This is a genomic window from Lentzea kentuckyensis, from assembly GCF_002150765.1.
GTDB classification, from domain to species: domain Bacteria; phylum Actinomycetota; class Actinomycetes; order Mycobacteriales; family Pseudonocardiaceae; genus Lentzea; species Lentzea kentuckyensis.
Map to the genome: position 1 here is coordinate 146,368 of NZ_MUYM01000016.1, position 17,159 is coordinate 163,526.

General features: G+C 69.1%; 17 protein-coding genes. 11 read left to right on the forward strand and 6 right to left on the reverse strand.

The genetic code is table 11. The annotated features are described in order from the left end of the window. The first annotated feature begins 24 nt into the window (after nucleotides 1-24). The 9 genes from B0F77_RS10405 (at nucleotide 25) to B0F77_RS10445 (ending at nucleotide 9,180) form a co-directional block, all read left to right on the forward strand. Nucleotides 25-855, forward strand: a complete 831-nt coding sequence (locus B0F77_RS10405; protein WP_086662600.1) for an AAA family ATPase — start codon at nucleotides 25-27, stop codon at nucleotides 853-855. Beyond that, complete coding sequence (locus B0F77_RS10410) at nucleotides 852-1,826, forward strand: vWA domain-containing protein (protein ID WP_086662601.1); 975 nt, start codon at nucleotides 852-854, stop codon at nucleotides 1,824-1,826. Before B0F77_RS10405 ends, B0F77_RS10410 begins: the two co-directional genes overlap by 4 nt. Next, a complete protein-coding gene (locus B0F77_RS10415) occupies nucleotides 1,819-2,910 on the forward strand; it encodes an XdhC family protein (protein WP_086662602.1) in 1,092 nt (363 codons plus the stop codon). The genes B0F77_RS10410 and B0F77_RS10415 overlap by 8 nt, the downstream gene beginning before the upstream one ends. 101 nt (nucleotides 2,911-3,011) lie before the next feature. Continuing rightward, on the forward strand, nucleotides 3,012-3,545 hold the full coding sequence (locus B0F77_RS10420; protein WP_086662603.1) for a (2Fe-2S)-binding protein: 534 nt from the start codon (nucleotides 3,012-3,014) through the stop codon (nucleotides 3,543-3,545). Next, a complete protein-coding gene (locus B0F77_RS10425; protein WP_086662604.1) occupies nucleotides 3,542-5,965 on the forward strand; it encodes a xanthine dehydrogenase family protein molybdopterin-binding subunit in 2,424 nt (807 codons plus the stop codon). The genes B0F77_RS10420 and B0F77_RS10425 overlap by 4 nt, the downstream gene beginning before the upstream one ends. After that, nucleotides 5,962-6,786 (forward strand): FAD binding domain-containing protein, encoded by an 825-nt coding sequence (locus tag B0F77_RS10430; RefSeq protein ID WP_086662605.1) that lies wholly within the window; start codon nucleotides 5,962-5,964, stop codon nucleotides 6,784-6,786. Before B0F77_RS10425 ends, B0F77_RS10430 begins: the two co-directional genes overlap by 4 nt. Further along, the gene (locus tag B0F77_RS10435) at nucleotides 6,783-7,379 is read left to right on the forward strand and encodes an SRPBCC family protein (RefSeq protein ID WP_086662606.1); all 597 of its coding nucleotides are present in this window, start codon (nucleotides 6,783-6,785) and stop codon (nucleotides 7,377-7,379) included. The genes B0F77_RS10430 and B0F77_RS10435 overlap by 4 nt, the downstream gene beginning before the upstream one ends. Further along, nucleotides 7,376-8,500 (forward strand): CapA family protein, encoded by a 1,125-nt coding sequence (locus B0F77_RS10440; RefSeq protein ID WP_425435648.1) that lies wholly within the window; start codon nucleotides 7,376-7,378, stop codon nucleotides 8,498-8,500. Before B0F77_RS10435 ends, B0F77_RS10440 begins: the two co-directional genes overlap by 4 nt. A gap of 77 nt (nucleotides 8,501-8,577) precedes the next feature. Beyond that, the gene (locus tag B0F77_RS10445) at nucleotides 8,578-9,180 is read left to right on the forward strand and encodes a Uma2 family endonuclease (RefSeq protein ID WP_086662608.1); all 603 of its coding nucleotides are present in this window, start codon (nucleotides 8,578-8,580) and stop codon (nucleotides 9,178-9,180) included. On the opposite strand, the gene B0F77_RS10450 is transcribed toward B0F77_RS10445, so the two are convergent. The 4 genes from B0F77_RS10450 to B0F77_RS10465 all read right to left on the reverse strand — a co-directional run bounded on the left by B0F77_RS10450 (nucleotide 9,168) and on the right by B0F77_RS10465 (nucleotide 12,680). After that, complete coding sequence (locus tag B0F77_RS10450; protein ID WP_086662609.1) at nucleotides 9,168-10,106, reverse strand: o-succinylbenzoate synthase; 939 nt, start codon at nucleotides 10,104-10,106, stop codon at nucleotides 9,168-9,170. The two genes, B0F77_RS10445 and B0F77_RS10450, sit on opposite strands and share 13 nt — an antisense overlap. 8 nt (nucleotides 10,107-10,114) lie before the next feature. Next, nucleotides 10,115-10,543, reverse strand: a complete 429-nt coding sequence (locus B0F77_RS10455) for a GerMN domain-containing protein (protein WP_086662610.1) — start codon at nucleotides 10,541-10,543, stop codon at nucleotides 10,115-10,117. A gap of 83 nt (nucleotides 10,544-10,626) precedes the next feature. Beyond that, the gene (locus B0F77_RS10460) at nucleotides 10,627-12,003 is read right to left on the reverse strand and encodes an ATP-binding protein (protein ID WP_086662611.1); all 1,377 of its coding nucleotides are present in this window, start codon (nucleotides 12,001-12,003) and stop codon (nucleotides 10,627-10,629) included. Then, nucleotides 12,000-12,680 carry a response regulator transcription factor gene (locus tag B0F77_RS10465; protein ID WP_086662612.1) on the reverse strand — a complete coding sequence of 227 codons (681 nt, stop codon included), beginning with the start codon at nucleotides 12,678-12,680 and terminating at the stop codon, nucleotides 12,000-12,002. The genes B0F77_RS10460 and B0F77_RS10465 overlap by 4 nt, the downstream gene beginning before the upstream one ends. Nucleotides 12,681-12,809: 129 nt before the next feature. Here B0F77_RS10465 and B0F77_RS10470 point away from each other — a divergent pair, with 129 nt between their 5' ends. After that, entirely contained in the window at nucleotides 12,810-14,255 is a 1,446-nt protein-coding gene (locus tag B0F77_RS10470; RefSeq protein WP_086662613.1) for a trypsin-like serine protease, read from the forward strand. A gap of 50 nt (nucleotides 14,256-14,305) precedes the next feature. Here B0F77_RS10470 and B0F77_RS10475 read toward each other — a convergent pair whose 3' ends face one another. Both B0F77_RS10475 and B0F77_RS10480 read right to left on the reverse strand, forming a co-directional pair. Next, nucleotides 14,306-14,734, reverse strand: coding sequence for a hypothetical protein (locus tag B0F77_RS10475; protein WP_086662614.1), 429 nt, complete (start codon nucleotides 14,732-14,734; stop codon nucleotides 14,306-14,308). Further along, nucleotides 14,731-16,371 (reverse strand): DNA repair helicase XPB, encoded by a 1,641-nt coding sequence (locus B0F77_RS10480; RefSeq protein ID WP_086662615.1) that lies wholly within the window; start codon nucleotides 16,369-16,371, stop codon nucleotides 14,731-14,733. Before B0F77_RS10480 ends, B0F77_RS10475 begins: the two co-directional genes overlap by 4 nt. Nucleotides 16,372-16,480: 109 nt before the next feature. Between B0F77_RS10480 and B0F77_RS10485 the strand changes: the two genes are divergently transcribed. Further along, a complete protein-coding gene (locus B0F77_RS10485) occupies nucleotides 16,481-17,125 on the forward strand; it encodes a hypothetical protein (RefSeq protein ID WP_086662616.1) in 645 nt (214 codons plus the stop codon). The last annotated feature ends 34 nt before the right edge of the window (nucleotides 17,126-17,159 follow it).

A 17,159-nucleotide genomic window follows, 5' to 3' on the forward strand; every position in this document is an offset into this window, starting at 1 on the left:
TAAAGGGGGCTTACTCTGTGGGGCATGCAGTCCCCTGAGGAACTGGCGTCAGGGCTCGACCGCGCCGGGTACCTGCCGGACGGTGGGATCGCCACGGCGGCGTTCCTCGCGGTCCGGATGGGCCGGCCGCTGTTCCTCGAAGGCGAACCCGGCACCGGCAAGACCTCGCTGGCGTTGGCGCTGGCCACCACGCTGGACGTGCCGTTGATCCGGCTGCAGTGCCACGAGGGCATCGACGCCACCCAGGCCCTGTACGACTGGGACTACCCGCGTCAGCTGATGCACCTGCGCGTGCTGGAGACCCGCGGCGAAGTGGACGAGGCCTCGCTCTACACGCGACGGTTCCTGCTCGCCCGGCCGCTGCTCCGGGCGCTGGAGAACGCTCCGTGCGTGCTGCTCGTCGACGAGATCGACCGGGCGGACGACGAGTTCGAGGCGTTCCTGCTGGAGGTGCTGTCCGAGAACGCCGTCAGCATCCCCGAGTTCGGCGAGATCAGGGCCACGACGCCGCCGCTGACCGTGCTGACCTCGAACCGGACCCGCGAGGTGCACGACGCGTTGAAGCGCCGCTGCCTCTACCACTGGCTGGAGCACCCGGACCTGGAACGGGAAGTCGCGATCCTCCGCCGCACCCTGCCCGGCCTGGACGAACGGCTCGCGCAGCAGGTCGCGGAGGCCGTGCGGAAGATGCGCGGCCTCGACCTGCTGAAGCCACCCGGTGTCGCGGAGTCGCTGGACTGGGCGCGGGCGCTGCAGGCGTTGGGTCGCACCGAACCGGACGTGACGACGCTCGGAGCCGTGCTGAAGTACCGGGAGGACGCGGATCGCGTGATCGGGAGCACAATCGTGGGGTGACGGAAGCCTGCGTGGGGTTCACGCGCGTCCTGCGGGGCGCGGGACTCCAGTGCGGGCCCGATCGCGTCCAGGCGTTCCTGCGGGCGACCGCGCACGTCGACCTGTACTGGGCCGGGCGCCTCACGTTGTGCGCCGACCCGGACGACCTGCCGCGCTACGACGCCGCCTACCGCGCGTACTTCGGCGGCACACCGCCCCGGCCGCGTTCGACGGTCGAGCTCGACTCGATGACGGTCGGTGTGGCGGCCTCCGAAGTGGAAGTGTTGCGCCACAAGGACATCTCCGAGTTCAACGCGGCACCGTTGATCCAGCGGTTGAAGCCCCTTCCGCCGCGCAGACGATCACGCAGGCTGAAGAAGGCCCGTCGTGGCCGGATGGACCTGGCCCGCACGGTCCGCGCGATGATCGAGATCGGTGGTGAGATCGCGCTGCCGCGGCACCGCCGTCGTGGGGTGAAGGCGCGCAGGCTGGTGCTGTTGATCGACGTGTCCGGCTCGATGGCCGCCTACTCCGACGCTTTGCTGCGGTTCGCGCACGTGATCGCGCACGCCATGCCCGTCGAGGTCCGGACGATCGGCACGCGGCTCACCAGGGTGACCCGTCAGCTGCGCGAGCGCGATCCGGAACGTGCGTTGCGAGCGGCGGGAAGGGCAATCCCGGACTACGAGGGCGGCACCAGGCTCGGTGAGGCGTTGCGGCGGTTCAACCAGCAGTGGCGGCAGCGAGGTGCGGTGGTCGTGTTGTTCAGCGACGGCTGGGAACGTGGCGACCCGACGCTGCTGGCGAACGAGATGGTGAGGCTGAGACGGGTGAGCCACAAGGTCATCTGGGCCAACCCGCACGCGGGCAAGCCCGGTTACCGGCCGGTGCAGGGTGGCGTGGTGGCGGCGCTCCCGCACGTCGACAGGATGGTCGCCGGCCACAGCGTGCACGCGTTGGAAGAACTGCTGAAGGAAGTGCGCCATGCGTGATGTCCTGTTCGACCTCGCGGAACGGGTGGCGAACGGCGAGACCGTCGGCGTCGGGACCGTGGTCGCGACCTTCAGCTCGGCGCCGCGGCCGGCGGGGGCGGCGATGCTGGTGACCGAGGGTGGCGAGGCGATCGGCAGCGTGTCCGGCGGCTGCGTCGAAGGGGCTGTGTACGACCTGGCGCAGTCCAGCGACGACCCGGTCCTGCAGCGGTACGGGGTGAGCGACGACGACGCGTTCGCGGTCGGGCTCACCTGCGGCGGGATCATCGACATCTACGTCGAGAAGATCAACGCCCACACGTTTCCGCAGCTCGGTGAGGTGGTGGAGACGGTCCGCGCCGAGGAACCGGTGGCGGTCGCGACAGTCGTCGAGCACCCGGACGGCATCGGCCGGCGCATGGTCGTCTGGCCGGATCGGCGGGCCGGCAGTCTCGGCAGCTCACGGATCGACGACGCCGTCACGGACGACGCACGCGGCATGCTGGCCAGCGGACGCAGCGGTGTGCTGACGTACGGCCCGGACGGTCAGCGGCGCGGCGAGGGCATGAGCGTGTTCGTGAACTCGTTCGAACCGCCGCCGCGCATGCTGGTGTTCGGCGCGATCGACTTCGCCGCCGCCATGGCACGGCTCGGCGCGTTCCTCGGCTACCGCGTGACCGTCTGCGACGCGCGACCAGTGTTCGCCACGCACAGCCGTTTCCCGGAGGCGGACGAGGTCGTTGTGGACTGGCCACACCGCTACCTGGAGCGCGAGGCGGCCAAACTCGACGAACGCACCGTCATCGCCGTTCTCACGCACGACCCGAAGTTCGACGTGCCGCTGCTGGAGGTCGCCCTGCGACTCAAGGTCGGTTACGTCGGCGCCATGGGGTCGCGGCGCACGCACGAAGATCGGCTGCAACGGTTGCGGGAAGCCGGGTTGGCCGAGAGCGAGCTGGAGGTTCTGGCCTCGCCGATCGGCCTGGATCTCGGTGCCAGGACGCCGGAGGAGACCGCGGTGTCGATCGCCGCCGAGATCATTTCCTTGCGGTGGAAGGGATCCGGCCGTCGTCTGGTCGATCTTGGTGAACCGATCCACCACTGATCGGGTTGTTGAACTCGCAAACGGGGAGGAGGCTGAAGTGACCCTCGTCACTAAGAAAGAAGAAGGCCCACCGCCGTTTCGATAAAGCACGGGAGGGTTTCATGCACATCTCGGTCAACGTCGACGGAGTGACGTACGCCGACGAGGTCGAACCCCGGCTCCTGCTCGTCCACTACCTGCGGGAGCGTCTGGGCAAGACCGGCACCGTCGTCGGCTGCGACACCGGAAACTGCGGCGCCTGCACGGTGCACCTCGACGGCCACAGCGTGAAGTCGTGTCAGATGTTCGCGGTCCAGGCGAACGGGCACGACGTCACGACGATCGAAGGCCTCGCCCGTGACGGCCGGCTGCACCCCGTGCAGGAGGCGTTCCGGGCCAACCACGCGTTGCAGTGCGGTTTCTGCACGCCCGGCATGATCATGCAGGCGATCGACCTGCTCGCCGACGAGTCGGATCCCGACGACGAGACCGTGCGGAAGGGCCTGGAGGGCAACCTCTGCCGCTGCACGGGCTACCAGAACATCGTCCGCGCGGTGCAGGACGCCGCCCAGCGGATGAAGCCGGGTGCCGGCCCGAGGATCGAACAGCACAGCGACGAGACCGTCGCGGCGAAGCAGCCGGTAGGTGGCGAGTGACCGCCACAGCGGAACCGGAAGTCGGCAAAGCCCGGCTCCGCAAGGAGGACGCGCGCCTGATCACCGGTCGGACCAGGTGGACCGACAACATCCAGCTCACCGGCATGCTGCACATGGCCGTGCTGCGCAGCCCCGTCGCCCACGCCCGCATCCGCAACATCGACTGCAGCCGGGCGACCACCATGCCCGGCGTGGCCGTCGTGCTGACCGGCGAGGACTTCGCCGCCGAGCAGGGCTCGCTGCCGTGCGCCTGGCCGATCACCGAGGACATGTTGGCGCCTCCCGCGCCCGCGCTGGCCGTGGACCAGGTCAACTTCGCCGGTGAGGCCGTCGCGCTCGTGATCGCCGACAACGCCTACCACGCCGCGGACGCGCTGGCCGCGGTCGACGTCGACTACGACGAGCTGCCGGTCGTGCTCGACCTGGAAGAAGCCTTGCGGGACAACGATCTGGTGCACTCGGATCTCGGCACGAACAAGAGCGCCACGTGGATCTTCGACTCCGCCGAGGCCGGCAGCGGCACCAACGTCGAGGACGAGATCGCCTCGGCCGAGGTCGTGATCGAGCGGACGTTCCGGCAGCAGCGGCTGATCCCGTCGTTCATGGAACCGCGGTCGGTCGTCGTGGACCCGAGCGCGGACATGTTCACGATCTGGTCGGCCACGCAGATCCCGCACATCCTGCGCTGGATGCTCTCGGCCGTCAGCGGCATCGCCGAGCACAAGATCCGGGTGATCGCGCCGGACGTCGGCGGCGGGTTCGGCGGCAAGCTCCAGGTCACCCCGGAAGAGCTGCTGTGCCTGCTGGTCGCGCGGCGGATGGGCCGTCCGGTGAAGTGGACCGAATCGCGCACCGAGTCGATGTTGTCCGCGCACCACGGCCGCGACCAGATCCAGAAGGTCACGCTGTCCGCCCGCCGCGACGGCACCGTCACCGGGCTCAAGGTCGAGCTGCTCGCCGACATGGGCGCGTACCTGCGGCTGGTCACGCCGGGCATCCCGATCCTGGGCGCGTTCATGTTCAACGCGATCTACAAGTTCGCGGCCTACCGGTTCGTGTGCACCAACGTGTTCACGAACAAGGTGCCCACGGACGCCTATCGCGGTGCCGGCCGGCCGGAAGCCACGTTCGCCATCGAGCGGATGATGGACGAGCTCGCGACCGAGCTGGGCATGGATCCGATGAAGATCCGCGAGATGAACTGGATCAAGCACGAGGAGTTCCCGTTCAACACGGTCGCCGGGCTCACCTACGACTCCGGCAACTACGAGGCCGCGACGGCTCGTGCGATGGAGTTGTTCGACTACGAATCGCTGCGGGAGGAACAGCAACGGCGGCGGTCCTCTGGTGATCCGGTGCAGCTCGGCATCGGAATCTCCACCTATACCGAGATGTGCGGCCTGGCTCCGTCCAGGGTGCTGGGCGCTTTGCGTTATGGCGCAGGCGGTTGGGAGACCGCGTCGATCCGGATGCTGCCCACCGGCAAGGTCGAGGTGATCACCGGAACGTCGCCGCACGGACAGGGTCACGAGACGGTGTGGTCGCAGATCGTCGCGGACCGGCTCGGCGTGCCGTTCGAGGACGTCGAGGTGCTGCACGGCGACACGGCGTCGTCGCACAAGGGCATGGACAGTTACGGCTCGCGTTCGCTGGCCGTGGGTGGCACCGCGTTGGTGCACGCGGCGGACAAGGTGCTCGCCAAGGCACGGACGTTGGCCGCGCACATGATGGAGTGCGACGAGGCGGACGTGGAGTTCGCCTCCGGATCCTTCTCGGTGCGTGGCACCTCAACGGTTCGCACGCTGGGTGACGTCGTGTTGGCCGCGCACGTGGCGCACGACCTGCCCGAGGGCATGGAGCCCGGCATGGACGCCGATGCCACGTTCGACCCGGACAACTTCTCGTTCCCGCACGGAACCCATTTGTGCGCAACGGAAGTCGACACCCAGACCGGCATGGTGAAGATCCGGTTGTACGTGGCCGTGGACGACGTCGGAACCGTGGTGAACCCGTTGATCGTCGACGGTCAGGTGCACGGCGGCCTGGCGCAGGGCATCGCGCAGGCGTTGTTCGAAGAGGCCGTGCACGACGAGATGGGCACGCTGACCACGGCGACGTTCGCGGACTACCTGGTGCCGTCCGCGGCCGACCTGCCCGGGTTCATCACGGCGCGCACTTCGACGCCGGCGACGTCCAACCCGTTGGGCGCCAAGGGAGTCGGCGAGGCGGGCACGATCGCCTCGACACCGGCGGTGGTGAACGCCGTGCTGGACGCCGTGCGGCACCTGGGCGTGCGGGACATCGAGATGCCGTGCTCGCCGGAGCGGGTGTGGAACGCGCTGCAGGGCCGCGCCGCGGACGCTTCGGCGCCGGCCGCGGGCGGGCTCGGTTCGATCGACGCGCAGGGAGGACAGTCGTGATCCCGGCGGAGTTCAGGTACCTGTTCCCGTCCTCTGTGGACGAAGCCGTGCGGATGCTCGCCGACGAGGGCGAGGACGCGAAGATCATCGCGGGCGGGCAGTCGCTCGTGCCGGTGCTGCGCATGCGGCTGGCGGCGCCCACGGCGTTGATCGACATCGGCGGGCTGACCGAGCTGACGGGCGTGCGCGACGACGGCGACTCGTTGCTCATCGGTGCGATGACCACGCACTACGAGGTGCAGCGCGATCACCTGATCCAGGACCACGCGTTGCTGTTGAGGCTGGTCACGGACACCGTGGCGGACCCGCAGGTGCGGCACCGCGGCACGTTCGGCGGCTCGCTGTGCCACGCGGACCCGGCGGGCGACCTGCTGGCACCGGCGCTGGCGCTGGACGCGGTGATGATCATCGCCGGCCCTGGTGGCCGGCGGGAGGTGCCCGCGGCGGAGTTCTTCGTCGACTACTTCGAGACGGCGCTCGGGCCCGACGAGATCCTGATCGACGTGCGCGTGCCGAAGTACACCGGCTGGGGCGCGCACTACGAGAAGCTCAACCGCGTCGCGCAGGCGTGGTCGATCGTCGCGGTCGCGGCGGCCGTGCAGGTCAGCGGCGGAACGATCGCGGCTGCCAGGGTGGGTCTCACCAACGTCGGTTCCGGACCGGTGCGTGCCGTCGACGTGGAATCCGCGCTGGTCGGACAGCCTGTTTCGGCCTCGGTGATCTCCGATGCGGCGTTGCGGGCCTCCTCGGGCGACGGCTACAAGGACAACCTGGCTCGGGTGCTGACCGACCGCGCGCTGACGGCGGCGGTAGCGGGATGAAGCTGACGCACTCGTTCGTCGCGCCCGCCCCGGCCGAGGAGGTCTGGGAGGCGCTGATCGACCCGGAACGCGTGGCGCCGTGCCTGCCCGGCGCCACGCTGACCTCGGTCGACGGCAAGACGTTCAGCGGGGAGGTGAAGGTGAAGCTCGGCCCGGTGCAACTGCTGTACCGGGGGAGCGGCGAGTTCGTGGAGATCGATCCCGTGCTGCGCCGCGCCGTCATGAAAGCCGCCGGCAAGGACACCCGCGGCAACGGCACGGCGTCCGCTGTTGTCACGTTCCAAGTGGGTGACACGGTGGAGGTCGAGACGGATCTGAGCGTGACGGGCCGTCCGGCGCAGCTCGGCCGCGGACTGATTTCCGAGGTCAGCGGCAAGCTCGTCGACCAGTTCGCGGAATGCCTGGCGAGCACGCTGGGTTCAGTGGATCCTGACGAGGTGGCGCAACAGCAGCATCTCCGAGTGGTCCCCGACGAGCCGATCGATCTGATCGACACGGCAGGCGTTCCGGTGTTGAAGCGCGTGCTACCCATTGCGGCCGCGGTGCTGGCCGTCGTGCTGCTCGTGGTCCTGCGACGCAGGCGGCAGCGCTGAGGCGTGCGGCCCGGTGGTCGGCATTCCTGCTGGCCACCGGCTTTCTGCTATCCGCGTGCACCGGCTCGCCCGTCGTCATCACGTCCGCGCCGCTGACGCCTTCGTCGCCGACCTCCACGGGTCCGCCCCCGCCACGCTCGTTCACGCTGACCGCGGGCGGCGACATCCTGATCCACCCGGCGCTGACCGACCAGGCCGTGGCCGACGGGGGTCCGGCGGGACGCGACTACCAGCCCCTGCTGTCCGGTATCAAGGACACCCTGAAGGCCGATCTTTCGTTGTGCCACCTGGAGGTCCCGCTGGGGCCGAAAGAGGGCCCGTTCTTCGGCTATCCCGCCTTCCTGGCCCCGCCCGAGGTCGCGAAAGGCCTGGTCGACGTGGGCTACGACTCCTGCTCGACCGCCTCGAACCACACGCTGGACCGCGGTGTCTCGGCGATCACGAGCACTCTCGACGCGATGGACGCCGTCGGCCTGAAGCACACCGGCTCGTTCCGCACCCAGGAGGAATCCGCGGCGCCGCTGATCCTGGACGCGGGCGGCGTACGAGTGGCCCAGCTGTCGTTCACCTACGGCTTCAACGGCATCCCGCTGCCCCAGCCGTGGCGCGCGAACCAGATCAACGCCGAAAAGATCCTCGCCGACGCACGCGCCGCCCGTGCCGCCGGCGCCGAGGTCGTCGTGCTGTCCGTGCAGTGGGGCAACGAGTACCAGCACGAGGCGACCGCGGAGCAGAAGGCCCTGGCCCGCCAACTGCTGGCCGACCCCGCCCTGGATCTGATCATCGGCACGCACGTGCACGTGGTGCAGCCGTTCGAGAAGATCGGCACCAAGTGGGTCGCCTACGGGCTCGGCAACGAGGTCGCCCGGCACGCCGAACCTCGTGGGGTGACCGAGGAGGGGGCGATCGCGCGGTTCAAGTTCGAGCAGCGTGCCGAGGGGTGGACCGTGGTCGAGGCGTCTTACACGCCGACGTTGGTCGAGCTGGGGCCGCCGATCCGGCTGGTGGACCTGACGCGGGTGCCGGCCACGGCGCGGCGGACCGAGGCGATCAACCGGACCGAGGGTGTGGTGTTCAGCATGGGGGCGAACGGGCAGGGACTCGCGAGGGCCAAGCCCTGATCAGCCGAAGGTGTGGAAATGCGGGACAGTTTGGAGCGTCTCCATGTGCGACGGTGACTGAGACGGAAGGAGACGCAGTGACCGCACTACCCGATAGGCCTCCGAGGCGTCTTTCTGCTGTTGCAACGAGTCTGCTGACCGTTGCTCAGTACGCCGCACTCGGAGAAACCGAAGACGGCTATACAGAATTGGTTGAAGGCCGTCTCATCGTGACCCCCAGTCCCAACCCGCGCCACAATATCATCTTGCTCGAGCTGCTCGCTCAACTTCGAGTCCAGGTGCCCAGTGGTCACCGGGTGATTCCTGACATCGACATCAACCTGGAACTGGCACCAGCAGACAAGCCTGGCTTCGTGCGGCGGCCTGACGTCGTCGTGGTCAGTCAGGCCGAAATCGACAGGGTAGACCGCGAAGGCGGTTTGCTTCGCGCATCCGAGGTGGTGCTCGTGGTCGAGATCTTGTCGCCGAGCTCCAAACGTACCGATTACAGGATCAAACGCGACGAGTACGCCGACGCCGGCATTCCGTACTACTGGATCATCGATGTCGAAAAGCCGGTTTCGCTGGCCGCCATGCATCTCGCGGGTGCGTTCGGCTATCAGGAAGCACCGGCCGAAGCTGTCGCCTACAAGACCACTGATCCGTTCCCGTTGACGATCGACGTCGATCAGCTCTGCTGATTGAGCTTGCTCAGCACCCTGTCGTACCGATCGGTCCAGGCCTTCGTGAGCGCATCGCTCTCGAACCCCTCGACGCGGTCCGGCACGGGTGGTTTCGCCAGCACCGGCAGATAGCCGTCCACCGGCATGAGTGAGTCGCTCGTGACATCACCCTCGAACAACGACAGCGTCGCGAGCCCGCACGCGTAGTCGAGCTCGGGCAACGCCGCCGCCAGCGCGACCCCGGCCGCCATCCCCACCGACGTCTCCAGCGCCGACGACACCACGCACGGCAGCCCGCACGCCTCGGCCACCTCCAGCGCCTTCCGCACGCCCCCGAGCGGCGCCACCTTGATCACCGCGATGTCCGCGGCACCCGACACCGCCACCTTGAGCGGATCCTCGGCCTTGCGGATCGACTCGTCCGCCGCGATCGGCACGCTGACCCGCCGGCGGACCTCCGCGAGCTCGTCCAGCGTGTGACACGGCTGTTCCACGTACTGGAGACCACCAGCGGCCTTGTCCATGGCCTTGATCGCCGCAACGGCCGTGTCGACGTCCCACAGCATGTTCGCGTCGACCCGCACGAACCCGTGAGGCCCCAACGCGTCCCGCACCGCTTCTAGCCGTGCGCAGTCCTCGGCCAGTGTGGACTCCGCGACCTTCACCTTCGCCGTCGAACATCCCGAGCGCACCACGATCGCGTGTGCCTTCTCGGGGCTGACCACCGGCACTGTGCAGTTGACCGGGATCCGGGTACGAACCGGCGTCGGCCAGCCGTCGTGAGCCGCCTCCAGCGCGCAGGCGAGCCACGGCATGGACTCGTCGTCGTCGTACTCCTCGAACGGGCAGAACTCGCCCCACCCGGCCGGTCCTTCGAGCAGCAGTCCGGTGCGCTGCGTGATGCCGCGGAACCGGGAACGCATCGGGATGGAGTAGACGTGCACGCGCCGATTCAAGCGCACTTCTGGAACTCCAGCGAATGGCCGCCGCCGCGCAGGTTCACGTTGCCGACGGGCTGCACGCCGAGAAGGGTGCACACGATCTGTTGGACGGCTGCGGGGCTGAGCTGCGAGACGTCGCTGGAAATGGTGACGTCGAGGCCGTTCACCACTCGGTCGACGGTGGCGGGCGCCGCGTCGAACGGGACCTCGGTGGTGAAGCCGCGGCTCTGCTCGGCGACGGTGGGGCCCTGGGCGAGCAGGGAGATGACGTCGTAGCCGCTCAGGCTGGCCTGCGGGCGGTTGACCGGCACGACCTGGCCGCCGGCGACCCAGTAGACCGACGGCGAGGTGTTCTCGACGGGGCCGCTGGGCGCTTCGAGGCCGGGGATGGGTTCGGTGGTGCGGATGCCGCACGCGGTGAGGACGGCCAGCACGAGCACCGCGAGGCCAAGCTCGCGCAGGGGTCCCCTCCAGGGGGTCCCCCTATTTTCATTGTCCCAGGCAGCACCGACAGTTTTCGGCCTCACCGCTCACCTCCCAGCGGCAGCCGCAGCGTGAACAGCGCCCCGCCGCCGCCCGGCCGGTTCGCCGCGACCAGCGTGCCGCCGTGCAGCCGCGCGTTCTCCCACGCGATCGCCAGGCCGAGGCCGCTGCCCTCGGACCGTCCGCGCGCCGAGTCGGCCTTGTAGAACCGCGCGAACACGTGCGGCAGGACGGCGTCGGGCAGGCCGGGGCCGGAGTCGCCCACCGAGATCACCAACGACGAGCCCTCGATCCACAGCGTCAGGAAGACCGGTGGCGAGCCGTGCCGCAGCGCGTTGCCGACCAGGTTCGCCACGATCACGTCGAGCCGCCGCGGGTCCAGCCGCGCCCGCACGTCGGTGGGCAGCGTCGTCGTCACGCCAGTGAAGCCGCGCATCCGCAGGGACGCGCGGATCACCTCGGCCACGTCGACGTCGTCCAGGGCCAGCGCCGCGGTGCCCGAGTCGAACCGGGTCACCTCGATGAGGTCGTTCACCAGCCGCGTCAGGTTCAGCGTCTCCCGGTTCACCAGCCGCGCGGCCTGCCCGGCGACGCCTGGCAGCGAGCCCGTCTCGGCGTCCAGCACGTCGGTCACGGCGGTCATGGCGGCCAGGGGAGTCCTCAGTTCGTGCGACACGTCGGCGACGAACCGCCGTGCGTCCGCTTCCATCCGTTGCAGCTCACCTACGTAGTGCTCCAACGACGAGGCTGTGCTGTTGAAGGTCGAGGCGACGGACGCCAGCTCGTCGCGTCCGCGCACCGGCACCCGTGCGGTCAGGTCGCCCTGGCCGAGTTTCCAGGCCGCCAGTTGCAGTTCGCGGACTGGGCGCAGCACGCCGCGTGCGGCCAGGAAGCCCAGGCCCAGCGCGAACAACAGGCCGGCGCCGCCGATCAGCCACGCGTTGCGGGCCAGTTCGGCGACGAACTCGATCTCGGAGGTGAACGGCCGCAGCACGTACACCTCGACACCGGACGAACCGCCGGACGTCACCCGCAGCTGCATGCCGACCACGAGCCACACCCCGCCCTGGTACGGCACGCGCTGCCAGCCGACGCGTCCGGTGGAGACCAGTGAACGCAGCTCGGTAGTGATCACCGAGGAGTCCATCGAGCCCGCCACCACGCCCTGTGCCTGTGCCAGGGCCGTTCCCTCCCGCCCGGACACCCGGCCGGCGATGCGTTCCAGCGCGGCCGCGTCGAGCCGGGCGGGCAGGGGGTAGAGCTGTTCGACGCGGTTCGTGGTCTCGATGACGGCGTTGTCCTGGGCGCGCTGCACGACGGCGTCACGCGCTCGCACGTAGCCGACGCCGGCCACCGCCACGGCGGTCACGATGCTCAGCAACGCGAACGCGAGCAGCAGCCGCAGCCGCAGGGTCACAGTGGTCCGAAGCGGTAGCCGAAGCCCCGCACGGTCTGCACGTACTGAGGCGCGGCCGGGTCGTCCTCGATCTTCGAACGCAGCCGCTGCACGCACGCGTCGACGAGCCGCGAGTCGCCGAGATAGCCCTGGTCCCACACCGATTCCAGCAACTGCTGCCGGGACATCACGCGGCCGGGCGACGACGAGAGTTCCAGCAGCAACCGCAGTTCGGTCGGTGCCAACGACACCGGCCGGCCGAGGCGCGTCACCACGAGCCCCTCGCGGTCGATCGTCAGGTCGCCGTACCGCTCGGCCACGACCTCGGGCACGGAAACGGACGAGCGGCGCAGCACCGCGCGGATCCGCGCCTCGAGCACGCGGGCCTGCGCGGGTTTGGCCACGTAGTCGTCGGCACCGGCCTCCAGACCGGCCACGACGTCGATGTCGTCGTTGCGCGCGGTGAGCATGATGATCGGGAGGTCGCCGGACGCCCGGATGCGCCTGCACACCTCGAACCCGTCCACGCCCGGCAGCATCAGGTCCAGCACCACCACGTCGGGTGCGACGCTGCCCAGCAACTCGAGGCCCTCCTCGCCCGTGCGCACCGCGTCCACGGTGTGTCCCTGGTAGGTCAGGGCGAGCGACAGTCCCTCGCGGACCGCCTCGTCGTCCTCGATCAGCAGTACGCGCGGCATGCCCTCCAGCCTTCCCGACGGGTCTCATGAGGACGTTCTTGCGACGTCATCGTTGCGTAACGACCACCCGTGCGCAGTTGTTGCGAAGCCATCACCTGACGCGCACACGGATTCGAAACCCTCTGCGACATGCGAAAAGTACTGCTGACCGCGATCTTCGCGGTCGTCGCAATGATCAACACTGTGGCCCCCGCGTCGGCCATCCGCGGCGGCGTCGAAGCTCCCCGGCCCTACCCGTTCTCCGGCTCTCTGCAGCGGCCCGACTCACCGCGCGAGGACGGCCACACCTGCGGCGTCACCCTCGTCGCGCCGACCTGGGCCGTCACCGCCGGTCACTGCACGAAGAACAACCCGAGCGGCGCCCAGGTCGGCAGGCCGCGGGACTGGACGGTCCGCCTCGGCACGACGGACGCGGGCAGCGGTGGTGAGGTGATCGCGGTCGAGCGGTTCATCACCTACACCCAGTACCCGGTCCACGACGGCGACATCGGGCTGCTGAAGCTGAAGAAGCCCGCGAAGACCAAGCCCGTCGCACTGCCGTCGGCGCGGCCCGCCGACGGCACGAAGGTGCGGATCCTCGGCTGGGGCATGACCTGTGACCGCCGCGCACCCGAGTGCTACCCGAAGAAGCTGCGCGAAGCCGACACGATCATCCAGCCCACACCGGCCTGCGACGGCATTCACGCTGATCGCGAACTGTGCATCGGGGCGCTCGACGGCAGCGTGGCCGCCACGAACATGGACTCCGGCGGACCCGGACTCGTTCGCGACGGTGACCGCTGGGTGCTCGCCGGCCTCGTGAGCGGCTCCGGCGGCGACGACCGGCCGGTCATGTACACCGACGTCGACTACTTCAAGGGCTGGATCGACGACGTCGTCACCGGCAAGGTCAACCCGCCGGACACCCCGGTGCCGAACCTCGAAGGCGCCGCGTCGGCAGGAGGCATCTGCTCGGCGTCCGTGGTCAGGACCGGCCACAGCAAGCTCAGCGACCCGGCGCTGTTGCTCACCAACGGCCACTGCGTCCCGGAACGCCCGGCCCCAGGCCAGACGCTGAGGGACGTGGCGATCGAGCTCCCGGTGACCATCGGCGACCGCCAGGGCTACCTCCAGGCGAAGGCCAGGACGACGAAGCTGGTCTACGCGACCATGACGGGCACCGATACCGCGTTGTTCCGCCTCGACCAGACCTACGCGCAGCTGTACGCGAAGGGCGTGAAGATCTTCAAGCTCGCCGACAGGTCCGCCCAGCCAGGTGAACGCGTCGACATCATCTCGTCGGGCAACGGCCAGCGCTTCAGCTGCACGATCGAGGCCGTGGTCCCGCATCTCCGCGAAGAGGGCTACACGCAGGACAACGCCTACAGGTACGACCCCGCGTGCGGGCCGTCGCACGGCGGTTCGGGCTCACCGATCGTGCTCAAGGACGGCGTCACCGTCGTCGGTGTGCACAGCACGGGCAACGACAACGGTGAGCAGTGCACGGCGAACAACCCCTGCGAGGTCGCAACGGACGGCACGGTGACGGTGCACCAGGGCGCCCGCTACGGCCAGCAGGTCAAGCACCTGGCTTAAAGGCGTCTGCAAGTACCACCAGCCGCCCTGTTGGCGGTACTTGCAGACGCCTAATCCAGAGCGGCGGTGTGGCGCAGCTGCTCGGGGGTCGGGTCGGTGATGAGGACCTGGAGGGCCCCGGCGAACCGGTCGAACCGCCGGTCGAACTCGGCCAGTTCGCGGGACGGCTCCGCGACCAGCGCCGCCCGCCCCGCCTTGGGCACGGCGGTCGCCAGCGCGTCGCGGAGCGGCTGAGCCCGGCGCAGCGCCACGAGCAGCGTCCACAGCCGTTGCTCGACCAACGCCACCTGCACCGGATCACCGGTCACGCGGAGGAAGTCCGCACGCACGGCGGTGGCGCGGCGGCGTTGATCAGGGCAGGTGAAGTCGTCCGACCGGACGACCTGCGTGTCCGGCGCCGACCGGGCGAGCGACTCCTCCGACCGGAACCGCCGCACAGGCACGGTCCCAGCCGGGTCCCACATCCACCAGAACGTCATCCGACCAGGTCGTCCGCATCGACGATCTTGTACGCGTAACCCTGCTCGGCCAGGAACCGCTGCCGGTGCGCCGCGTAGTCGGTGTCGAGCGTGTCGCGCGAGACGACCGAGTAGAAGTGCGCCTGCCGGCCGTCGCCCTTGGGGCGCAGGATCCGGCCGAGCCGCTGGGCCTCCTCCTGCCGCGACCCGAACGTGCCGGACACCTGGATGGCCACGGACGCCTCCGGCAGGTCGATGGAGAAGTTCGCGACCTTGGACACGACGAGCGTGCGCAGCTCGCCCTTGCGGAACTTGTCGAACAGTTCCTCGCGTTCCTTGTTCTTCGTCGATCCCTTGATCACCGGTGCGTCCAGCTCCTCCCCGAGCTCGTCGAGCTGGTCCAGATAAGCACCGATCACCAGAGCCGGCTCGTCGGGATGCTGGTCGAGCACCCGCTTGACCACCGGGATCTTCGTCCGCGCGGTCGAGCAGAGCTTGTAGCGCTCCTCTGGCTCCGCCGTCGCGTACTGCAGCCGCTCGTTGTCCGTCAGCGTCACCCGGACCTCGGTGCACTCGGCGGGAGCGATCCAGCCCTGAGCCTCGATGTCGCGCCACGGCACGTCGTACCGCTTCGGCCCGATCAACGAGAAGACGTCGCCCTCCTGGCCGTCCTCGCGCACCAGCGTCGCGGTGAGCCCCAGCCGCCGGCGGCTCTGCAGGTCCGCGGTCATCCGGAAGACCGGCGCGGGCAGCAGGTGGACCTCGTCGTAGACGATCAGGCCCCAGTCGCGCGAGTCGAACAGCTCCAGGTGCTTGTACTCGCCCTTCGACTTGCGGGTGATCACCTGGTAGGTCGCGATCGTGACCGGCCGGATCTCCTTGCGCTCACCCGAGTACTCGCCGATCTCCTCCTCGGTGAGCGAGGTGCGCGCGATCAGCTCGCGCTTCCACTGCCTGCCAGCGACGGTGTTCGTGACCAGGATCAGCGTGGTCGCCTGCGCCTCGGCCATCGCCGCCGCGCCGACCAGCGTCTTGCCCGCGCCGCAGGGGAGCACGACGACGCCACTGCCGCCCGCCCAGAACGCCTGCGCCGCGAGCCGCTGGTAGTCGCGCAGCTTCCAGTCGTTCTCCTCCAGCTCGATCGGGTGCGCCTCGCCGTCGACGTACCCGGCGTGGTCCTCAGCCGGCCAGCCCACCTTGAGCAGCAGCTGCTTGAGCCGCCCGCGCTCGCTGGGGTGCACGACGACCGTGTCGTCGTCGATCCGCGCCCCGAACATCGGCGCGATCTTCTTGTTGCGCAGCACCTCTTCTAGGACCGCGCGGTCGTTGGAGTGCAGGACGAGCCCGTGCGCCGGGTTGTTGGCGAGCACCAACCGCCCGAACCGGCTCATCGTGTCCACCACGTCCACCAGCAACGGCTGTGGCACCGGGTAGCGGCTGAACCGCACCAGCGCGTCGACCACCTGCTCGGCGTCGTGCCCGGCCGCGCGGGCGTTCCACAAAGCCAGCGGCGTCACGCGATACGTGTGCACGTGCTCAGGCGCCCGCTCCAACTCGGCGAACGGCGCGATGGATGTCCGCGCGTCGTTCGCGAGTGGGTGGTCGACCTCGAGCAACAGCGTCTTGTCCGACTGGACGATCAGTGGGCCATCGGTCACGCGTACAAGTCTCCCTGACGACGCCAAACGTGTTCGACCTGCGTCAACTGGCGATAACAAGTGAGAGGCGACACACCCAGCCAACACGACGTGTCGTACGTTCTCGCGCATGAGCACCGAGTCGACTGATCCCGTCGAGCCACCGGCCAAGGTGGAGCCGGCTTCGGAGGAGACCGAAACCGAGGTGGAGGCTCCCGAGGAGACCGAAACCGCGGTACCGGCTCCCGAGGAGACCGAGACCGACGAGTCGCCCAAGCAGAACAAGTGGCTGAAGCCGGTCATCGTGGCCGTGCTGGCGGTCATCCTGGTCGGCGGCGGCGTGTACGCGCTGACCGCGCTCAACGGCACCAAGGTCGGCGACTGCGTCAGCGCGTCGCCGAAGGACGTCGACAAGCCGGACGGCGAGTGGAACCTCTCGTCGAAGAGCTGCGGCGACGTAGCGGCCACGCACCGGGTCGCGGCCGTGCTGAAGAGCGCGGAGGACCCCTGTCCCGCCGAGGGCATCTACGAGGCGGTGAACGCGGGCGGCGACGTGATGTGCCTGATGCCGAACCTCGCCGAGGGCAACTGCTACACCTCCGGTGACGACGGTGCGTTCAAGAAGGAGACCTGCAGCACCGAGTCGCCGGTGAAGATCGTGAAGAAGGTCGACGGCCTGCCCGAGGAGGGCACGGTCTGTCCCGACGGGTCGAGCGAGCTGCGGTTCAGCGAACCGGCCTCGGTCTACTGCATGGGCGTGCACGGAGACTCCTGATCGGGTGAACTCGGTTGAGTTCATGACCGTCCGG